Annotated in this window: 19 protein-coding genes; 14 read left to right on the forward strand and 5 right to left on the reverse strand. The window is 61.3% G+C overall.

Translation table 11 applies throughout. The annotated features are described in order from the left end of the window. Positions 1-25 precede the first annotated feature (25 nt). From CO666_RS17130 to CO666_RS17160, 7 genes are all read left to right on the forward strand, one after another. Positions 26-1,336 (forward strand): ABC transporter substrate-binding protein, encoded by a 1,311-nt coding sequence (locus CO666_RS17130; RefSeq protein WP_097613277.1) that lies wholly within the window; start codon positions 26-28, stop codon positions 1,334-1,336. A 138-nt stretch (positions 1,337-1,474) separates the two neighbouring features. Then, positions 1,475-2,347, forward strand: coding sequence for a carbohydrate ABC transporter permease (locus tag CO666_RS17135; protein ID WP_097613279.1), 873 nt, complete (start codon positions 1,475-1,477; stop codon positions 2,345-2,347). Positions 2,348-2,350: 3 nt separating this feature from the next. Continuing rightward, positions 2,351-3,181, forward strand: a complete 831-nt coding sequence (locus CO666_RS17140; protein ID WP_097613280.1) for a carbohydrate ABC transporter permease — start codon at positions 2,351-2,353, stop codon at positions 3,179-3,181. Between the two features lie 19 nt (positions 3,182-3,200). Next, complete coding sequence (locus tag CO666_RS17145) at positions 3,201-4,199, forward strand: ABC transporter ATP-binding protein (RefSeq protein WP_097613282.1); 999 nt, start codon at positions 3,201-3,203, stop codon at positions 4,197-4,199. A gap of 84 nt (positions 4,200-4,283) precedes the next feature. Next, entirely contained in the window at positions 4,284-5,765 is a 1,482-nt protein-coding gene (locus tag CO666_RS17150) for a mannitol dehydrogenase family protein (protein ID WP_097613284.1), read from the forward strand. A 96-nt stretch (positions 5,766-5,861) separates the two neighbouring features. Beyond that, a complete protein-coding gene (locus CO666_RS17155; protein WP_097613285.1) occupies positions 5,862-6,551 on the forward strand; it encodes an HAD family hydrolase in 690 nt (229 codons plus the stop codon). Beyond that, positions 6,551-8,134, forward strand: coding sequence for an FGGY-family carbohydrate kinase (locus CO666_RS17160; RefSeq protein ID WP_097613287.1), 1,584 nt, complete (start codon positions 6,551-6,553; stop codon positions 8,132-8,134). The genes CO666_RS17155 and CO666_RS17160 overlap by 1 nt, the downstream gene beginning before the upstream one ends. Before the next feature lie 3 nt (positions 8,135-8,137). Here the strand turns inward: CO666_RS17160 and CO666_RS17165 are convergent, their stop codons facing one another. Beyond that, positions 8,138-8,992, reverse strand: coding sequence for a MurR/RpiR family transcriptional regulator (locus tag CO666_RS17165; RefSeq protein ID WP_097613288.1), 855 nt, complete (start codon positions 8,990-8,992; stop codon positions 8,138-8,140). A 234-nt stretch (positions 8,993-9,226) separates the two neighbouring features. Between CO666_RS17165 and CO666_RS17170 the strand changes: the two genes are divergently transcribed. Continuing rightward, entirely contained in the window at positions 9,227-9,940 is a 714-nt protein-coding gene (locus CO666_RS17170; protein ID WP_097613290.1) for a sulfate transporter family protein, read from the forward strand. Positions 9,941-9,972: 32 nt separating this feature from the next. On the opposite strand, the gene nth is transcribed toward CO666_RS17170, so the two are convergent. Continuing rightward, entirely contained in the window at positions 9,973-10,755 is a 783-nt protein-coding gene (gene nth, locus CO666_RS17175; RefSeq protein WP_097613292.1) for an endonuclease III, read from the reverse strand. Positions 10,756-10,777: 22 nt separating this feature from the next. Between nth and CO666_RS17180 the strand changes: the two genes are divergently transcribed. Together CO666_RS17180 and CO666_RS17185 are read left to right on the forward strand one after the other, a co-directional pair. Further along, positions 10,778-11,275, forward strand: coding sequence for a DUF2244 domain-containing protein (locus CO666_RS17180; RefSeq protein WP_097613293.1), 498 nt, complete (start codon positions 10,778-10,780; stop codon positions 11,273-11,275). Positions 11,276-11,475: 200 nt separating this feature from the next. Further along, a complete protein-coding gene (locus CO666_RS17185) occupies positions 11,476-12,348 on the forward strand; it encodes a methylated-DNA--[protein]-cysteine S-methyltransferase (protein ID WP_097613295.1) in 873 nt (290 codons plus the stop codon). Between the two features lie 19 nt (positions 12,349-12,367). Here CO666_RS17185 and CO666_RS17190 read toward each other — a convergent pair whose 3' ends face one another. Then, positions 12,368-13,393, reverse strand: a complete 1,026-nt coding sequence (locus CO666_RS17190) for a sugar-binding transcriptional regulator (protein ID WP_097613296.1) — start codon at positions 13,391-13,393, stop codon at positions 12,368-12,370. A 421-nt stretch (positions 13,394-13,814) separates the two neighbouring features. Between CO666_RS17190 and tal the strand changes: the two genes are divergently transcribed. Further along, a complete protein-coding gene (gene tal, locus CO666_RS17195; RefSeq protein WP_097613297.1) occupies positions 13,815-14,780 on the forward strand; it encodes a transaldolase in 966 nt (321 codons plus the stop codon). A 93-nt stretch (positions 14,781-14,873) separates the two neighbouring features. Beyond that, positions 14,874-15,542: a DUF1345 domain-containing protein gene (locus CO666_RS17200; protein WP_097613298.1), complete on the forward strand. Its 669-nt coding sequence runs from the start codon at positions 14,874-14,876 to the stop codon at positions 15,540-15,542. Between the two features lie 4 nt (positions 15,543-15,546). Here the strand turns inward: CO666_RS17200 and CO666_RS17205 are convergent, their stop codons facing one another. Then, a complete protein-coding gene (locus CO666_RS17205) occupies positions 15,547-16,341 on the reverse strand; it encodes an anti-sigma factor family protein (protein ID WP_097613299.1) in 795 nt (264 codons plus the stop codon). Then, entirely contained in the window at positions 16,338-17,090 is a 753-nt protein-coding gene (locus CO666_RS17210) for a sigma-70 family RNA polymerase sigma factor (protein ID WP_179869704.1), read from the reverse strand. Before CO666_RS17210 ends, CO666_RS17205 begins: the two co-directional genes overlap by 4 nt. 300 nt (positions 17,091-17,390) lie before the next feature. Between CO666_RS17210 and CO666_RS17215 the strand changes: the two genes are divergently transcribed. Both CO666_RS17215 and CO666_RS17220 read left to right on the forward strand, forming a co-directional pair. Continuing rightward, entirely contained in the window at positions 17,391-18,365 is a 975-nt protein-coding gene (locus tag CO666_RS17215; protein ID WP_097613303.1) for an MBL fold metallo-hydrolase, read from the forward strand. A gap of 17 nt (positions 18,366-18,382) precedes the next feature. Further along, the gene (locus CO666_RS17220) at positions 18,383-18,847 is read left to right on the forward strand and encodes a tetratricopeptide repeat protein (RefSeq protein ID WP_179869705.1); all 465 of its coding nucleotides are present in this window, start codon (positions 18,383-18,385) and stop codon (positions 18,845-18,847) included. Positions 18,848-18,885: the final 38 nt, after the last annotated feature.

Here is an 18,885-nt window from a genome sequence, read left to right on the forward strand (position 1 = left end):
ACACCCCGTCTTCTGGGAGGAAGATATGACATTGAGAACTTTTCTGCTGGGCGCCTGCTCAGCGCTGGCGTTTGCCGGCATGGCTTCGGCCGAGACGCTGACAATCGCAACCGTGAACAACGGCGACATGATCCGGATGCAGAAGCTGACGGATGATTTCAAGGCGAAGAATCCCGGCATCGACCTTGAATGGGTCACCCTCGAAGAGAACGTGCTGCGCCAGAAGGTCACGACCGACATCGCGACCAAGGGCGGCCAGTACGACGTTCTGACGATCGGCACCTATGAGGTTCCGATCTGGGCAAAGCAGGGCTGGCTGGTGCCGCTCGACAATCTCGGCGCCAGCTACGACGTCGATGACCTGCTGCCGGCGATCCGCAGCGGCCTGACCCTGGATGGAAAGCTCTATGCGGCGCCGTTCTACGGCGAAAGCTCGATGGTCATGTACCGCAAGGACCTGTTCGACGCCGCCGGCCTGAAGATGCCCGACGCCCCGACCTGGGACTTCATTGCGGATGCCGCCCGCAAGATCACCAACAAGGACAAGGAAGTCTACGGCATCTGCCTGCGCGGCAAGGCCGGATGGGGCGAGAACATGGCCTTCCTGACGGCCATGTCCAACTCCTTCGGCGCGCGCTGGTTCGATGAAAAGTGGAAGCCGCAGTTCGATCAGCCCGAGTGGAAGGACACGCTCGATTTCTACGTCAAGCTGATGAAGGACGCCGGCCCTCCGGGCGCTTCCTCGAACGGCTTCAACGAGAACCTGGCGCTTTTCCAGACCGGCAAATGCGGCATGTGGATCGATGCGACCGTTGCCGCATCCTTCGTCAGCAATCCGAAGGAATCGACCGTTGCCGACAAGGTCGGCTTCGCGCTCGCTCCGGACAAGGGCCTCGGCAAGCGCGGCAACTGGCTGTGGGCCTGGAGCCTCGCCATCCCGGCAGGTTCGCAAAAGGCCGAAGCCGCCGAGAAGTTCGTCGCCTGGGCCACGAGCAAGGATTACACCAACCTTGTCGCCGAGAAGGAAGGCTGGCTGAACGCACCTCCCGGCACCCGCAGCTCGCTCTATGCGAATGCGGAGTACCAGAAGGCCGCTCCCTTCGCCAAGACGACGCTCGACTCGATCAACTCGGCCGACCCGAGCAAGCCGACCGTCAAGCCGGTCCCCTATGTCGGCGTCCAGTTCGTGGCGATCCCGGAATTCCAGGGCATCGGTACGGCGGTCGGCCAACAGTTCTCGGCAGCGCTTGCCGGCCAGATTTCGGTCGACCAGGCCCTGCAGAGCGCACAGCAGCTGGCAACCCGCGAAATGACCAAGGCCGGCTACATCAAATAAAGCCTCCCGAGCAAGGGGCGGATCCTTGACACTCCGCCCCTCTGGGCCGCCGATTGCCCGAACTGCATCGGCGGCCTCCTTTTTCAGACAAAGCTTTCCTGCGGCCGCTTCCCGCTTCAGTCCAGATCGGTGATTGCCATGGCAACCTTACATACCCGCTCCGCTGCGCGCCTGATGATTGCGCCCTCCGTGCTGCTGCTCTTTGCGTGGATGATCGTCCCGCTGGCGATGACGATCTATTTCTCGCTGCTGAACTACAATCTGCTCAGCCCGGGCATGGAGAGCTTCGTCGGTTTCCTGAACTACGAATATTTCCTCTCCGACCCGGCCTTCTTCGCGGCGCTGATCAATACGCTGCTGCTCGTCGCCGGCGTTCTGCTGATCACCGTCATCGGCGGCATCGCCTTTGCGCTGCTGCTCGACCAGCCGATGTACGGCCAGGGCATCGTGCGCATCCTGGTGATCGCGCCGTTCTTCGTCATGCCGACGGTGGCGGCGCTCGTCTGGAAGAACATGTTCATGAACCCGGTCAACGGCCTGTTTGCCCATCTCGCCAAGGCGCTCGGCCTGCAGCCGATCGACTGGCTGGCGAATGCGCCGCTGTTTTCCGTCATTCTCATCGTCGCCTGGCAGTGGCTGCCCTTTGCCACCCTCATCATGCTGACGGCGCTGCAGTCGCTCGACGAGGAGCAGAAGGAGGCAGCCGAGATGGACGGCGCCGGGCCGATCTCGAAATTCATCTATATCATCCTGCCGCACATGGCGCGTGCCATCACCGTGGTGATCCTGATCCAGACGATCTTCCTGCTTTCGGTCTTCGCCGAAATCCTCGTCACCACCAATGGCGGGCCGGGCACCGACAGCACCAACCTCACCTATCTCGTCTATGCCCAGGCGCTGCTGCAGTTCGATATCGGCGGCGCTTCGGCGGGCGGCATCGTCGCGGTCGTGCTCGCCAATATCGTCGCGATCTTCCTTGTCCGCCTTGTCGGCAAGAATCTGGAGGCTTGAGAGATGGCCAGAAAAGTCACAACTCGGCACAAGGTCATCGTCACCGCGATTGCCTGGACGCTCGGCATCCTGATCTTCTTCCCGATTCTCTGGACCTTCCTGACCAGCTTCAAGTCGGAGGCCGACGCCATCGCCTCGCCGCCGCAGTTCCTGTTTTTCCATTGGACGACGGAGAACTACGCGGAGGTTCAGAGCCGGTCGAATTATCTCAGCCACTTCATGAACTCGGTGATCATCGCCTTCGGCTCGACGCTGATCGGCCTGATCATCGCCATTCCGGCCGCCTGGGCGATGGCGTTTTCGCCGACCAAGCGGACCAAGGACGTGCTGATGTGGATGCTGTCGACCAAGATGATGCCGCCTGTGGGCGCGCTGATCCCGATCTATCTGATGTTCCGCAATTCCGGCCTGCTCGATACGCGCATCGGCTTGGTGATCGTGCTGACGCTGATCAACCTGCCGATCATCGTCTGGATGCTCTACACCTACTTCAAGGAAATCCCCGGCGAAATCCTCGAGGCGGCCCGCATGGACGGGGCATCGCTGATGAAGGAGATCGTCTATGTGCTGACGCCGATGGCGGTGCCCGGCATTGCCTCGACGCTGCTATTGAACATCATCCTCGCCTGGAACGAGGCGTTCTGGACGCTCAATCTCACCGCCTCCAAGGCGGCGCCGCTGACGGCCTTCATCGCCTCTTATTCCAGTCCGGAGGGCCTGTTCTATGCCAAGCTCTCGGCGGCATCGACAATGGCGATCGCGCCGATCCTGATCCTCGGCTGGTTCAGCCAGAAACAACTTGTCCGCGGCCTGACCTTCGGCGCAGTGAAATAAGAGATAAAGGGAGAGAAACATGGGCAGCATTACCCTTCAGAAGGTTTCCAAGGTCTTCGGCGAAGCCAAGGTCATCCCTTCGATCGATCTCGACATCAAGGACGGCGAGTTCGTCGTCTTCGTCGGCCCGTCGGGCTGCGGCAAGTCCACGCTGCTCAGGCTGATTGCCGGGCTCGAGGACGTTTCCGACGGCAAGATCGTCATCGACGGCCGGGACGCCACCGAAAAGGCGCCCTCGGAGCGCGGCCTTGCCATGGTGTTCCAGTCCTACGCGCTCTATCCGCATATGAGTGTGCGCAACAACATCGCCTTCCCGCTGAAGATGGCAGGCGTCGACAAGGCGGAAATCGACCGCAAGGTGACGGATGCCGCCCGCGTGCTCAATCTCACCGATTATCTCGAACGCAAGCCGCGCCAGCTGTCCGGCGGCCAGCGCCAGCGTGTGGCGATCGGCCGCGCCATCGTGCGCCAGCCTTCGGCCTTCCTGTTCGACGAACCGCTGTCGAACCTTGATGCGGCGCTGCGCGTCAATATGCGTCTCGAAATCAGCGAGCTGCATCAGCAGTTGAAGACGACGATGGTCTATGTCACCCACGACCAGGTCGAGGCGATGACCATGGCCGACAAGATCGTCGTCCTGAACCGGGGCAATATCGAGCAGGTCGGCTCGCCGCTCGAACTCTACAGCCGCCCGCGCAACGTCTTTGTCGCCGGCTTCATCGGCTCGCCGAAGATGAATTTCATCAAGGGTCAGAACGCCGCCCAGCTCGGCGCCCATACGATCGGCATCCGTCCCGAACACATGCTGCTGTCGATGGAGAGCGGTGACTGGAAGGGCAGGGTGGTGGTCGCCGAACATCTCGGCTCCGATACCTTCCTGCATATCGACGCCGATGGTATCGGCATGGTGACGGCGCGCGGCAGCGGCGATTTCGCCGCCAAGGCGGGCGATATCGTCTATCTGACGCCGGACCGTTCGCGTATCCACAAATTCAACGAGGGCGGTCTTGCCATCTGAGGCGGACTGCCGGGCTGGGGGCAGGCATGCGAGCCGGACGATGGCGCCCGGCCGTCTCGGCAAGACCTTCAAGAGGACTGAAACATGACGTGCAAACTATCGCTGGCAACGCTTTCGGACGCAGCGCGCACTGCCGCCATCCCCGGATATGACCGGGCGTCGCTGAAAGCCGGCATCGTGCATTTCGGCGTCGGCAACTTCCACCGCGCCCACCAGGCGATCTATCTCGACGATCTGTTCAACGCCGGCACGGATCACGACTGGGCAATCGTCGGCGCCGGCGTGTTGCCGTCCGATGCCGCCATGCGCGACAAGCTTGCGGCCCAGGATTTCCTGACGACAGTGGTCGAGCAGGACAACAACAAGACGGCGGCGCGTGTCACCGCGCCGATGATCGACATCCTGCCGGTCGGCGATCCCGCCGCGATCATCGCCAGGCTCGCCGATCCCGAAATCCGCATCGTCTCGTTGACGATCACCGAGGGTGGTTATTTCATCGATGCATCGGGCACGTTCAATCCGGCCCATCCGGCAATTGCCGCCGACGGGAAGAGCCCCGATACGCCGAAGACGGTTTTCGGACTGATCGTTGCCGGCCTGAAGGCCCGCAAGGCTAGGGGCATCGGTCCGTTCACAGTCATGTCCTGCGACAATATTCCCCATAACGGCGTCGTCACCGCCAATGCGGTGGTCGGCACGGCCGCCCTTTCAGATCCCGGTTTTGCTGAGTGGATCCGGGCAAACGTCGCCTTCCCGAATGCCATGGTCGACCGCATCACGCCGGCGACCGGCCAGCGCGAGATCGATTTCCTCAAAGACAATTTTGAGATCGAAGATAACTGGCCTGTTTATTGCGAGGAATTCAAGCAGTGGGTGCTGGAGGACAAATTCACCGCCGGCCGCCCGGCGCTGGAAAAGGTCGGCGTGACCTTCGTGCCCGACGTCACGCCCTACGAGCATATGAAGATCCGCATCCTCAACGGCGGTCATGCGGCGATCGCCTATCCGGCGGCGCTGATGGACATTCATTTCGTTCACGATTCCATGGAAGATCCGCTCATCCGTGCCTTCCTCGCCAAGCTCGAGAAAGACGAGATCATCCCAATCGTGCCGCCGGTACCGAACACGTCGCTGACGGATTATTTCGCGCTGATCGAACATCGCCTGCTCAATCCGAAAATTGCCGACACCATTCCGCGTCTGGCGCAGGACGGTTCGAACCGCCAGCCGAAGTTCATTCTGCCGTCGACGCTCGACAATCTGCGCCAGGGCAGGGATGTCGTCGGCCTGGCGCTGGTCTCGGCGCTGTGGTGCCGCTATTTCGCCGGCAAGACCGACAGCGGCAAGGATATCGTCTTCAACGACGCCAGCGCCGATCGTCTGCATGCGGCGGCGCTGAAGGCAAAGGACGATCCATCGGCCTTCCTCGCCTTCGACGATATTTTCGGCGAGGTGGCGAAATCAGACCTTTTCCGCAAGCGTTTTGCCCATGCCCTCAAAAGCCTGTGGGAAAAGGGCACGCGGGAAACCCTGCAACTCTATCTCGACGGCAAGCTCGCAGTGTAAGGGAATCCGGATGGCGGCATGCGCTGCCGTCAGCCGTCCAGCCTTGCGAGCGAAGCGGGACGGTTGCGTGCGAATTGAACTCAGGTTGGGTCTTTCATGGCTGATGCTGAACCACGGCTGGTCATTTTCGATTGCGACGGCGTGCTCGTCGACAGCGAGCCGATCTCGATCAGCGTGCTGGTCGCGGCGATGAACGATCTCGGCGTCTCGATCACCGAGGATCAGGCCTATGAGCGCTTTCTCGGCCGCAGCCTGTCGACCCTCATCGATACGCTGGAAATAGAATTCAACGTCCATGCCAGCGAGGAATTTCTCGAGCGCATTCGCACCGACCTTTACGCTCGTTTTCGCACCGAACTGAAGCCGATCGACGGTATCGCCGCGACGATCGACGGGCTCGGTGTCCCCTGCTGCGTCGCCTCGTCCAGTCAGATGGAGCGGATTCGGCTGTCGCTGTCGGTGACCGGGCTCCTCGACAGGCTGCCCGACATCTTCAGCGCGACGATGGTTAAGCGCGGCAAACCGGCGCCCGATCTCTTCCTGCATGCGGCGCGCCAAATGCAGGTCGAGCCGGCGCATTGCCTCGTCGTCGAGGACAGCCCGGCCGGCATTGCCGCCGCCAAGGCGGCCGGCATGACGGTCTTTGCCTTCACCGGCGGATCGCACGCCAACTTCGCCGGATATCGCGCCGAACTCGATCGTCTTTCGCCTGACGTGGTGTTTGACGCCATGCCGGATTTGATACACCTTGTCCGCAACCATAAGCTGGACGGGACCAAGATTTGATGCGTGATCATGTGGTTGCGGTGGATATCGGCACGGGCAGTGCGCGCGCCGGCGTCTTCGATGCACGCGGCCGCCTGCTCGCCAAGGCCGAACATCCGATCATGATGAACCGGCCGCGCGAAAACCATGCCGAGCACGATTCCGAAGATATCTGGTCCGCCGCCTGCACGGCCGTGCGTAGGGCGATGGAGCATTCCGGTGTTGCTCCAGCCTCGGTCGGCGCGATCGGCTTCGATGCCACATGCTCGCTCGTCGTGCGTGACGTCGAGGCGCGGCAGATCAGTGTTTCCACAGGCGGCGAGAACCGTTTCGACACGATCGTCTGGCTCGATCACCGGGCGCTGAAGGAGGCCGACTTCTGCACGGCGACGGAGCACCGGGTGCTCGAGCATTCCGGGCACGTCATGTCGCCCGAGATGGAAATGCCGAAGCTGATGTGGCTGAAGAAAAAACTGCCCACCACGTGGGAGAAGGCCGGTTATTTCTTCGACCTTGCCGACTTCATGACGTGGAAGTCGACCGAATCGCTTGCCCGTTCGCGCTGCACGCTGACGGCGAAATGGAACTATCTCGCCCATCTCGAAAAGGGCTGGCAGCAGGATTTCCTGGAGCGGATCGGCCTCGAGGACCTTCAGGCGCGCGGCCACCTGCCGGATGAGACGATCGCTGTCGGAGGCAGTGTCGGCCAGTTGACAGCGGATGCGGCGCAAGCGCTCGGGCTGACCACGGACTGCCATGTCTCAGCCGGGATGATCGACGCCTATGCAGGGGCGCTCGGCTCACTCGGCGGTTATGCCGCCGATCCTGTCAAACGCGAACACCAGCTGGCGCTGATTGCCGGCACGTCGAGCTGCATCGTTGCCTTTTCGCAGGAGCGCAAGCCGAGCCATGGCATGTGGGGCCCCTATTATGAGGCGGTCTTCCCGCAATGCTGGCTGGTCGAGGCCGGGCAATCGGCGACGGGTGCGCTGCTCGATCACATCGTGCGCATGCATGCGGCGGGCGGCGAGCCGACCTCGGCGTTGCATCAAAAGATCGTCGCGCGCATCGCCGAATTGCGGGCCGAGGAGGGTGATGGCTTCGGCGCGCGGATTTTCGTACTGCCGGATTTTCACGGCAACCGCTCGCCGCTGGCCGATCCGCATGCCGTCGGCGTCGTCAGCGGGCTGACGCTCGATGCTTCTTTCGATGGGCTTTGCGCGCTCTATTGGCGCACGGCGGTGGCGATTGCGCTCGGCATCCGCCACATCCTGGAGAAGATGAAGGAATACGGCTACGTGCCGGATACGCTGCATATTGCCGGCGGGCATGTGAAAAACCCGGTGCTGATGGAGCTCTATAGCGACGCCACCGGCTGTAAGGTCGTGGTGCCGAAGATGAACGAGGCGGTGCTGCTCGGCACGGCCATTGCCGCATCCGTCGCCTGCGGCATGCACAGGGATTTGGCGGCCGCCGGCGAGGCGATGTATCCGGGCGGCGAGGAACGGCTTCCCGACACGGCGAAGCAGGCCCTCTACGACCGCGATTATCGCCGCCTTCTCGCGATGTACCGCCATCGCGCCGAGCTGGAGGCGATGGAGTAGTCTTCAGTGATTGGCGGTTTCGCCAAGGACGGTCGCGAATTCCATCATGCGGCGGCGGCGAAGTCCTGCCTCTTCTCCGACTTCAAGGATGACGGATTCCGACAGGCAATCAAGCAGCGCGATCAGCGGCGGAAGATTGTCGAGATCGGGCGCGCGCGCCGGCGGCAGGGGCAGCATGACATTCGACTGGTCGGCCATCCAATCTGCTTGCTGCGGTGAAATGAGCACGACCTTATAGCCGTAGCGCCGTGCGGTTCGGGCAAGCAGGCGTGCCTTGGCGAAGCGGCGACAATCGATAATGACGAGCAGCGCGTCGTCGACCGCCAGCCGGGCGAAGAGTTCGGCAAAACGGTTGTCGGCGCCGTCGAGCGTGCGCACGCCGTCACGGGCTTGCGTCAGCCGTTGACAGAAATGGTGGGCAAGGCTCGCAAGCCGGGCATGCGTGGCGATCGACACCTCGCGGGCCGTGCTGATCAGGCTGACGGCTTCTGACCAGTGCGGCTGCGCCGTCAGATGATAGATATGGTGGAGCGCCTGGATCTGTTCGGCAACCAGCACGGCAAGCGGTTTGCCCTCGGCGGCGTCGTGATGCAGTTCGCTCATGGCGCTTTGCAATTGCGCCGGCGATGTCGTCACCGTCTCGCGAATTTCCACTTTGACACTGTCCAATCCCTGATAGCCGAGCGCGCGCAGGAAGCGCCCGACGGTCATCGGCGACAAATCCAGCCGGTCGGCGACGGACGCCGCTGTCTCGAATGGCAGGTCATTCAAATGTTCGGTAAAATATTTCGCGATACGGCGTTCGGCCGGCGTGCCGGTTTTTACGTATTGCCTGAGCTTTTGCACAAAGTCTTCCACATCAGCCTCCCCCGTTTTTCCTCAGAGGCGTTCCGCGGACGCGCTGTTGCGACCCCTCGTCTTTGCAACTATTTCGGAAGCTGCTTCTCAGGCTCATGCATATTTGATACGCGACAATACTATATTAGCATTTAATTTTCGACAAGTTTTCTATTATCACCTGCAATTTTATTCTCTCTTGTGGGTGGTCTCCATCTTTCCTACATCTTCCGCGCAACCGGAGACGCCCGAGACATGATCCTTGACGCCGCTCGCCTATCCCTCGCCAATTTGTTCGCGCCGGAAACACGCGCAGTCTTCTGGAAAGTGCTCGGCCTGACAGTCCTCGTGCTGGTCGGTCTGTGGTTCGCGCTGCGCGGGGCCTTCATGGCTTTCCTCTTTCCCTGGCTCACGAGCTTCTTTCCCGATGTGCCGGATTGGGCGGGATGGCTCGCTTTCATCTTCGCGATCGTTGCCGGTATCGGCCTTGCGCTGATGCTGGCGCTGCTGCTTTCGCCGGTGACGGCGCTGATCGCCGGCCTGTTTCTCGATGATGTCGCCGAAGTCGTCGAAAAACGCGACTATCCCGCGGATGCGCCGGGCACTGCCATGCCGCTCGGCCCGGCGATGGCAAGCTCGATCAAGTTCCTCGGCGTGGTGATCCTCGGCAATATCGTTGCCTTGCTGCTGCTGTTCATCCCCGGCGTCAATCTGATCGCCTTCTTTCTGGTGAACGGCTATCTGCTCGGACGGGAATTTTTCGAATTCGCCGCCATGCGCTTCCGTTCGCCGGACGAGGCGCGGCTCTTCCGCGCCAAACACGCCTCCACCGTCTTTCTTGGCGGGCTGGTGATCGCGCTGTTTCTGGCGATCCCGTTCGTCAATCTTCTCACGCCGCTGTTTGCCGCCGGCATGATGGTGCATCTGCACAAGCTGATTTCCGCGCGTGAAACCGGTGTGCGCGCCTGAGGTTCAGCCGGGCAGGGCGGAGACGCCCCGCCCTATTCGACGGCCTCGCCGATCACCTGCGGCGGTAGCTCGACGAGCGGCGCCGCCATATCCCAGCTCTTTTCCGGCGATTTGCAGATATCGGCGATGACGCAGCGCTCGCATTCCGGGCGGCGTGCCTTGCAGGTATAGCGTCCGTGCAGGATCAGCCAGTGATGGGCGTGGTAAAGATAATGTTTCGGGATCACCTTCATCAGCCGCGCCTCGACTTCGTCGGGCGTTTTGCCGGGGGCAAGCCGGATGCGGTTGGCGATGCGGAAGATGTGGGTATCGACGGCCATCGTCGGCTGGCCGAAGGCCATGGACAGCACGACATTGGCGGTCTTGCGGCCGACGCCCGGCAATCTCACAAGTTCGTCGCGCGTCTCCGGCACCGTGCCGCCGAATTGATCGACCAGCATCTGCGACAGTGCAATGACGTTTTTTGCCTTGTTGCGATAAAGCCCGATCGTCTTGATGTAGTCTCGAACCTTCTCCTCACCGAGTTCCAGCATCTTTTCAGGCGTATCGGCAATTTTGAAGAGGGCGCGTGTCGCCTTGTTGACGCCGACATCGGTCGCCTGCGCCGATAGGGCGACGGCGACGACGAGGGTGAAGGGGTTGCTATGCTCGAGTTCGCCCTTCGGTTCCGGCCGCTGCACCGAGAAGCGGCGGAAGATCTCCTCACGCTCGGCCGGCGAATAAGCGGTCTTCACTGCCGCCGCCGGATTGTGGCGGGCGATCACATTCGAGTTTTGCGACGGTTTGCCAACGGATTTAAGTTTCGGATTCGCCATGGGGAATCTATACTCGCCGGCTATGATGGAAAGCAACGCCGACAGCTTCAACGAGCAGCCTGTTTTCGCCGCCGAACTCTTTCCCCACCGGTCGCTCGGGCGCCGGGGATTCAAGGTGCTGCTTGCCTTGTCGGGTGCCGTCTGCTTCCTCTACGGCATGTTCTTCATCGCCACCGGCGCCTGGCCGATCGGCTTCTTCTTCGGTCTGGACTTCGCGCTTCTCTATGGCGCCTTCTGGCTGAGCTACCGCTCCGGCAGGGCGCGCGAGGAGGTCACGGTGTCGCGCACGGATGTTTCGGTGCGCAAGTTTGCGCCCTCGGGGCGGATGGTGGAGCATCATTTCAATCCGTTCTGGGCGCGCTTCCGCGTTCGCCGCCACCAGGAGATAGGCATCCTCTCCATGCATATTTTCGGCGAGGGCCGACGCACGGATATCGGCTCCTTCCTCAATCCCGACGATCGCGAAAGCTTCGCCAAGGCCTTCAAGGGGGCGCTGGCGACGGTCAAGCAGCGGATCTGAGCTAGCGGTTCAGCTCTTCCCGGAGGCGCAGAACCGCTCTAGCTTTTGTTTTTACGCAATTCCCGGCAAAAGCGTTTCACGCTTTGCCTGGGAAAACCGCTTCGCACTTTTCCTGGCATTGCTCTATCGGGCGGATGTGCAAGAATCGGGTGGTTTGCTCACCCCCTATTGATTATCTCCTTGTGACAAGGAGAAAGACCATGGATATGATTGCGAACCTGCAGACAGACATCACGCCTGACGGCCCTGATTATGATATCGTCCGTCGGGTCATCGAACTCATCACCGAGGACTACCGCGACCAGCCTTCGCTGGAGGCGATCGCCGCGCGGCTCAATCAGTCGCCGACGCAGCTGCAGAAGACCTTCACCCGCTGGGCCGGCCTGTCGCCGAAGGGCTTCCTACAGGCGGTGACGCTCGACCATGCCAAGCGGCTGCTGCGCAAGGAAGACATGCCATTGCTCGAGACGTCGATCGAGGTCGGCCTCTCCGGACCGAGCCGGCTGCACGATCTCTTCGTTACCCACGAAGCGATGTCGCCCGGCGAATGGAAAGCCAAGGGCGGCGGTCTCACCATCCGCTACGGTTTCCACATCTGCCCTTTCGGCATGGCGCTGATCATGGTGACCGACCGCGGCCTTGCCGGCCTTGCCTTCAGCGATTCCGGCGACGAGCGGGCATGCCTCGAGGATATGACCTGCCGCTGGCCGAATGCCTGTTATGTCGAAGACCTGCAGGCGACGCTTCCCTATGCCGCCCGCATTTTCGAACCCGGCAGATGGTCCTCCGAGCAGCCGTTGCGCGTTGTGCTGATCGGCACCGATTTCCAGGTGCGTGTCTGGCAGAGCCTGCTGAAGATCCCGTTCGGCAAGGCGGTCACCTATTCCGATATCGCCAACGATATCGGCCGGCCGACGGCGCAGCGCGCCGTGGGGGCTGCGGTCGGGGCAAATCCGATCTCTTTCGTCGTGCCCTGCCACCGGGCGCTCGGCAAGAACGGCGCTTTGACCGGATATCACTGGGGCCTCACCCGCAAACGGGCGATGCTTGGCTGGGAATCGGCACAGGCCTGAGCGGGGGATCGTTCGTCGCTTATCGCTCCGGCATTTCTCCCCGCTGGGGCGATGAGGCCGGCGGTGATGTTTCGGCCAAATCCAGCAAGGCCCGGGCGGCACTTTCATCGGTGATCAGCGTGTTGCAGCCGATGCGCTTGATCGTGGCGCGGATGGCGATGGCGCGATGGGCGCCGCCGGAGGAGAGCACGATGTGCTTGGCTTCCTTCAGCGTATCGAGATCGACGGACATGACGCGCCGATTGATCGAGTGGTCGACGGAATTGCCGTCCTTGTCGAGGAAGTTGAACATCGTGTCGCAGACGCAGCCGGCATCGATCAGCTCCTGCAACTCGGCCTTCGATATCCAGCCCTCCGACAGCGAGGTCGAATGCGGGCCGATATCGCCGCAGCTGACGATCGCCAGGTCGAGGTTCTCGGCCAGACGGTAGATCGTGTCCAGACCGCATTTTTCGATCAGATTGCGCTTGGTCTCGATGGAATCGACGAGAAGCGGCGCCAGGAACATATAACATTCGGCGCCGAGCTGATTGGCCAGCCGCCATGTGTAATCGATCGGGTTCGTCTGGTGCACGGCGACGATACCGCCCAAGAGCGAAACGACCTTGCAATTGGCGCGGCGCGGCGGCCGGAAGCTCGACAGCGAGGCGGTCATGGTGCGGCCCCAGCCGACGCCGATGGTATAGTCGTCGGGGATGGCTTCGGAAAGGAACTGGCCAAGCGCCAGGCCGACATTCCTCGCCAGAGAATTGACATCGCCATGGATCGATGCCGGCACCACGATCGCCTCGTCGAGGCCGTAGGCGCGCTCCAGCTTCACAGCCAGTTCGACGCAGTCGCCGATCGAATCGTTGATCCAGATCTGCACTTCGCTGCGTTTCATCGCCTCGTCGAGCAGGCGGATGACGGTGGTGCGGCTGATGCCGAGCTGTTCGGCGACGTCCTTCTGGGTCAGGCCCTCATTGTAATAGAGCCACGCCGCCCTCAGCCGCAGTGAGGATGCCTCGGAATAGGCCGTGTGCGTGCCGCGTTTGAGTTTGACCACATTTCCTCCAGCCGAATTCCCGGCCCCAAATCCCTTTTGGGATGAACGGCTGTCGCGGCGCGTTTGTTGAAGGGGATAATGACGGGTGTGACACTTATGTCAATTGAAATGCACAAATGTCCTTGACTTTCCCTCGGGCGAACGGCGATAGTCCTGGCGACACGAAGTCGTTCTGTCCGTCCGAGGAGGACATAGTGCGGGCATGCCGAAAGTCACGACCGGCCTTCCAGCCGCAGGCGTTGTCTGCGTTCGAGCGGACGTTTGTTCGCCGGAACACCGCCACTGTCCTTTGCGTTTCTGAATCAGCCGTGACGGATGCGCGGATTTTCGCCTGCAGCATGCAAACTACCTCTCGGTAGATCACCTTTGCCGGGCGGAACTCGCACCGGTCGCAGCCCAAGTTCAACAAGGATTATTGACCATGACATCCAAGCTTGACCAACTCCGCGAGATTACCACCGTCGTCGCCGATACCGGCGACATCGAAGCCGTCGCCCGCCTGAAGCCTGTGGATTGCACGACCAACCCGAGCATCGTGCTGAAGGCATTGGGCACGCCGATGTTTGCCGACGCCATCAAGGAAGCCGTCGCCTGGGGCAAAAAGCAGGGCGGCAATCCCGAAGCCGTTTCCTCCGCCGTTGCCGACCGTCTCGCCATCTCCGTCGGCGCAGCACTTGTGAAGCTCGTCCCGGGCCGCGTCTCGACCGAAGTCGATGCCGATCTGTCTTTCGATACCGAAGCTTCGCTTGCCAAGGCGCGGGCGATCATCGCTGCCTACAAGGATCGCGGCATCGATCAGGACCGCATCCTCATCAAGCTCGCTTCCACCTGGGAAGGCATCCGCGCGGCGGAAGTGCTGCAGAAGGAAGGCATTGACTGCAACCTGACGCTTCTCTTCAGCAAGGCCCAGGCGATCGCCTGTGCCGACGCCAAGGTATTCCTGATCTCGCCCTTCGTCGGCCGTATCCTCGACTGGTACAAGAAGTCAACCGGCAAGGAATTCGGCCCCGAGGAAGATCCGGGCGTCATCTCCGTCCGTGACATCTACAACTACTACAAGGCCAACGACATCAAGACGATCGTCATGGGCGCCTCCTTCCGCAGTGCCGGCGAAATCGAAGCCCTTGCCGGCTGCGACCGCCTGACCATCAGCCCGAACCTGCTCGACGAGCTCGCCAAGGATGAGGGCAAGCTGGAGCGCAAGCTCTCGCCGGAAAGCCGCAAGCCGGATCCGAAGGTCTCGGTCGACGAGAAGACCTTCCGCTGGCTGATGAACGAAGATGCGATGGCGACGGAAAAGCTCGCCGAAGGTATCCGCGCCTTCGCCAAGGATCTCGGAACGTTGCGCGCCATGGTGCAGAAGGAACTGCAACTCGCCGCCGCCTGATAAGGCACGGCATAGAATCGGAGGCGCGGCTGCCGGCTGGCAGGCGCGCCTTTTTCGTGCTGTTATCAAGGGCATATGCTGTCGGAGACCGATATGGCGGATGAGGAACGGGCAAATTCGCTTGCGGCATTTGCCGATAAGCATGCGAGCTTCATCATTGCCCTTGTTGCCGGACTGGTGATCTTCCTGGCTGCGACCTCGCGGGAGGTCAGCGCCGGCAACATCCTGTTCGGCTGGAATGTCAGCGCCGGCATTTTTGTCGTGCTCAGCTGGCGCAAGATGTTGTGGGCGACGGTCGAAAGCATCCGGAAACGCTCCGCGGATCTCGATTTTTCCGACACCGTCTTGCTGGCTCTTTCGATCGGCGCTGCCATTGCCAGCATCGCCGGCATCGGCATCGAGCTTCATTCGATCAAGGAGGCGGCGCCCGACGTTGCGCTGGCGCGGGCGGGTGCGGCGGTGCTGACGATCCTGATCTCCTGGATCTTCCTTCATACGCTCTTCACCATCCATTATGCCCATTATTTCTATGGCGGGGCGGACGAGGAGGGCGGTCTCAAATTTCCCGACGGGATCGAAGAGCCCGGCTACTGGGACTTCCTCTATTTCTCTTTCACCATCGGCGTGGCCGCCCAGACCGCCGATGTTGCGGTCAGTTCGACCAGCATGCGCAAGCTGACGCTGCTGCATGCCGTGCTGTCCTTCCTGTTCAACACGACGATCCTGGCACTGGCGATCAACGTCGGGGCGAGCCTGCTTTAGATCATCATGCTCTCGCCGCCGCCCTGAAAAAGGACTCGAACTCGGCCAGATCGCCCGCGGCGACATCGGAAATCGCCCAGAATACCAGCCCGCCATCAGACCACCGCTTCATGTTGTAGCCGTCATGCGCGGTGGTCGCCTGCGCGGTCGATGCCGCCGGCCAGATGAACAGGTTGATGACGTGACCGTGGCGCCGGTAGACCAGGGCCGCGACGGAACGGCCATCGATATAATCGACACGCCCGCCGACCAGCGGAAAGCCGTCCTTGGCGAGATCGCTCACCGGTGGGGAAAAATCGATCCTGCCGTTGAACCAGGGCTTTACGGCGTGCTGATCGGAGGTCAGCACGTCAGTCAGATGATCGGCCATCATCGATCTGACATGGCTTGCCATGATCTGGTCCTGCAAAAGCAGGGTCTGCGACGGTGCGTTGGCGAACAGAAAGGCGCCCGTTGCCAGAACCGCAAGCGAAGGCACGAAGCTCCATTGCCTTATAAAATCAAGGGCACGGCGCCAGACGGTCGGCTGGCGCGGCAGGCTGGATGCCGTTGCCATCTGTTCGAAAGACAGCATTGACAAGACCTGCGAACGCAGCGCCTCCGGCGGTCGCCATTTGACACCATCCTGGTCGATGATTTTTTTCACGGCACGGACCCCTTCCATCTCAGCCCTGCAATTCGCGCAGGTGGCAAGATGATCTTCGAATTGCGCGGCACTGATGGAATCGAGTTCGCCATCGACAAAGCCGTGCAGCATGACGCGCCATTCGGGGCAGCCGTTCTGTTGGGCCTCACTCATCCCGCTGTCTCGCTTTTGCTGCAAGCATCCCAGGCTTCGCCAAATTCACGCCGTGCCCTGGCAAGCCGCGACATGACGGTGCCGATCGGCGCATCGATGATTTCGGCGATCTGCCGATAGGAAAGATCCTCAAGTTCGCGCAAGACGAGGATTTCCCGCATCGCTTCCGGAAGCCGGCTGATAACAGTGCGCACGCGCTGCTGCTCGCTTCGCCGGATTGTCGCCGTCTCCGGCGAATCCTCTTCCGAGGCGACCTGGTACCCTTCGACTTCGTCGAGATGGGCATCACCGTCATCGCCGAGATGCCGCTCGAACCGCGCTTTGCGCCGATCCTGCTGGCGCCAGGCATGGCAGCAGTTCCTGACGATGGCAAAGAGCCAGGCGCGCGGGTCGCCACCGCGGTAGGTTTCGAAATTGCGGTAGGCGCGAAGGAACGCTTCCTGAACAATGTCCTGCGCGGCATCGGCGTCGCGGCTGAGGAACCGAGCAAAATTATAGGCGGCGTCAAGATGCGGAACGATCATGTGCTGGAAGCGCTGTAGGGACTCGTGCTGCGCAGTCGCACCGGCTGCTCGAGCGACCCGATCGCCGTTTGTTTTTTCCGAGACCATGAGATGGAACAGCCGTGCCGCGCCGCCGAGAAGCACTGCCAGCAGTGAGGGTCGAATGCGAAGCTGCGACCCCTGCCGGGCCGGCAACGACCAGTCGTTCGATGCGACTGGATAGGCGATCTGAGCGTTTGTCATGATCCTACCTGCCTCAAGAGCAGCCGAATTTAGGCGTGAGACCCGCAGTTCTGCAATGCGGTCCCTTGCCGTCTAGACCGGTCGGCGCGCGATTTTATTCCATGTCGACGCCAATTTATTTGCGCGCCGATGGGCATCGGTCACGTTCAAGAGAAATGATGAAGCAGTTTCAATTGCTTGAAGGAAAGGCGCCAGGGGTCGGGAATAAGCGCTCTTCGCCGGCGATCTAGTTCGTCAGCGAGGACATCTGAGCAATTGCTGTCTTCGCGACCGGAAATGCCATCAACAAGAGGAGGCATATTCATGTTCACCATGTCACGTCGCGCCGTGCTGGGCTCGGCTGCTGCTGCGGCGGCATTCGGCCTGTCGTCGAAGCTCGAATTCGTCATGCCGGCGCTCGCCGCAGCGCCGCTGGAGCCGATGGTCGGCTTCTTTAAATACAAGGTCGGGGATGTCGAGGTCACTGCGATCTACGACGGCATCTGGAAAAAACCGCATGACCCGACTTTCATCAAGAACGCCTCGATCGAAGACACCAAGGAGGCGCTTTCCAAGGCGGGGTTGACGACCGAATTCATGCCGATCCCGCTGACGGTGGTCGTGCTGAAGCTCGGCGACCGCTTAATCATGATGGATGCCGGCTCGGGCGTCGGTCAGTGGCAGGCGAATGCCACGCACCTCCCGGCGAACATGGCAGCCGCCGGCATCGACTACAAGAAGATCGACACGATTATGCTCTCGCATTTCCACCCGGATCACGTCTGGGGCTTGATGGAAAAGGGAACGAACGATCCTGTCTTCCCGAACGCCGAACTCATCGTCAACGCCGTCGAATATAACTGGTGGACGGAGCCCGGCCGGGTCGAGAAGCTTGCCGAAGGCCGCAAGCCGGCCGGCAAGCGCATCGCCGACGTCTTTCCGAAATGGAAGAACTGGAGATTGGTGGATGACGGGGCCGAGGTTGCACCGGGAATACGGCTTCTTGCCGCGCCCGGCCACACGCCGGGTCATTCGACCTATCTTGTCATCTCGGGCAGCAAGCAACTGCTAGTCTCGGCCGATATCATGTATGTGCCGGCGCTGCTTGCGCCCCATCCCGAATGGCAGGGCAGCTACGACCAGGACGGGCCGATGGCAATCGACACGCGGCGCCGTCTCATCGACCGCATCATTGCCGATAATATCGCCATTTGCGGCTCGCACTTCCCCTTCCCCGGCTCGGGCACCTTCGTCAAGGACGGAAGCGCCTATGGCTTCACACCGACAATCCAGGCCTGAAAGTTCGAAAGGAGATCATCATGAAATATGCAATTCTCGGATTCATCTGGCTTTGTGCCATATCCGCCGGCTTTTCCGCGGTGACGGCGTTTCCGGCCTTTGCCGTCGACAACATGCAATCGACGGATGCTCCCGACCTGAGGTCGGTGCGCGCCAAGATCGATGCCAAGGATTACGTCGGCGCCCTAGCGGAGCTTCGCGGCCTCGCCGAGGACAATCAGCAGGCAGATGTCTATAATCTGATGGGATATACGCTGCGCAAGACCGGTGACTACAAAACGTCGCTGACCTACTACACCAAGGCCCTGGAGCTTCAGTCCGATCACAAGGCGGCACGTGAGTATCTCGGCGAACTCTTTGTCGAAACAGGCGAGATGGCGAAGGCTGAGGAGCAGGTGGCATCGCTGAAGCAGCTTTGCCCGAGCGGCTGCGAAGAGCTCGAAGACCTGCAAAAGGCCATCACGGCCAAGAATGGCAATTGACGAGCATATAAACGCAAGAGCAGGTGGCCGAACCGCCT

It is taken from the genome of Rhizobium chutanense (assembly GCF_002531935.1).
GTDB classification, from domain to species: Bacteria; Pseudomonadota; Alphaproteobacteria; order Rhizobiales; family Rhizobiaceae; genus Rhizobium; species Rhizobium chutanense.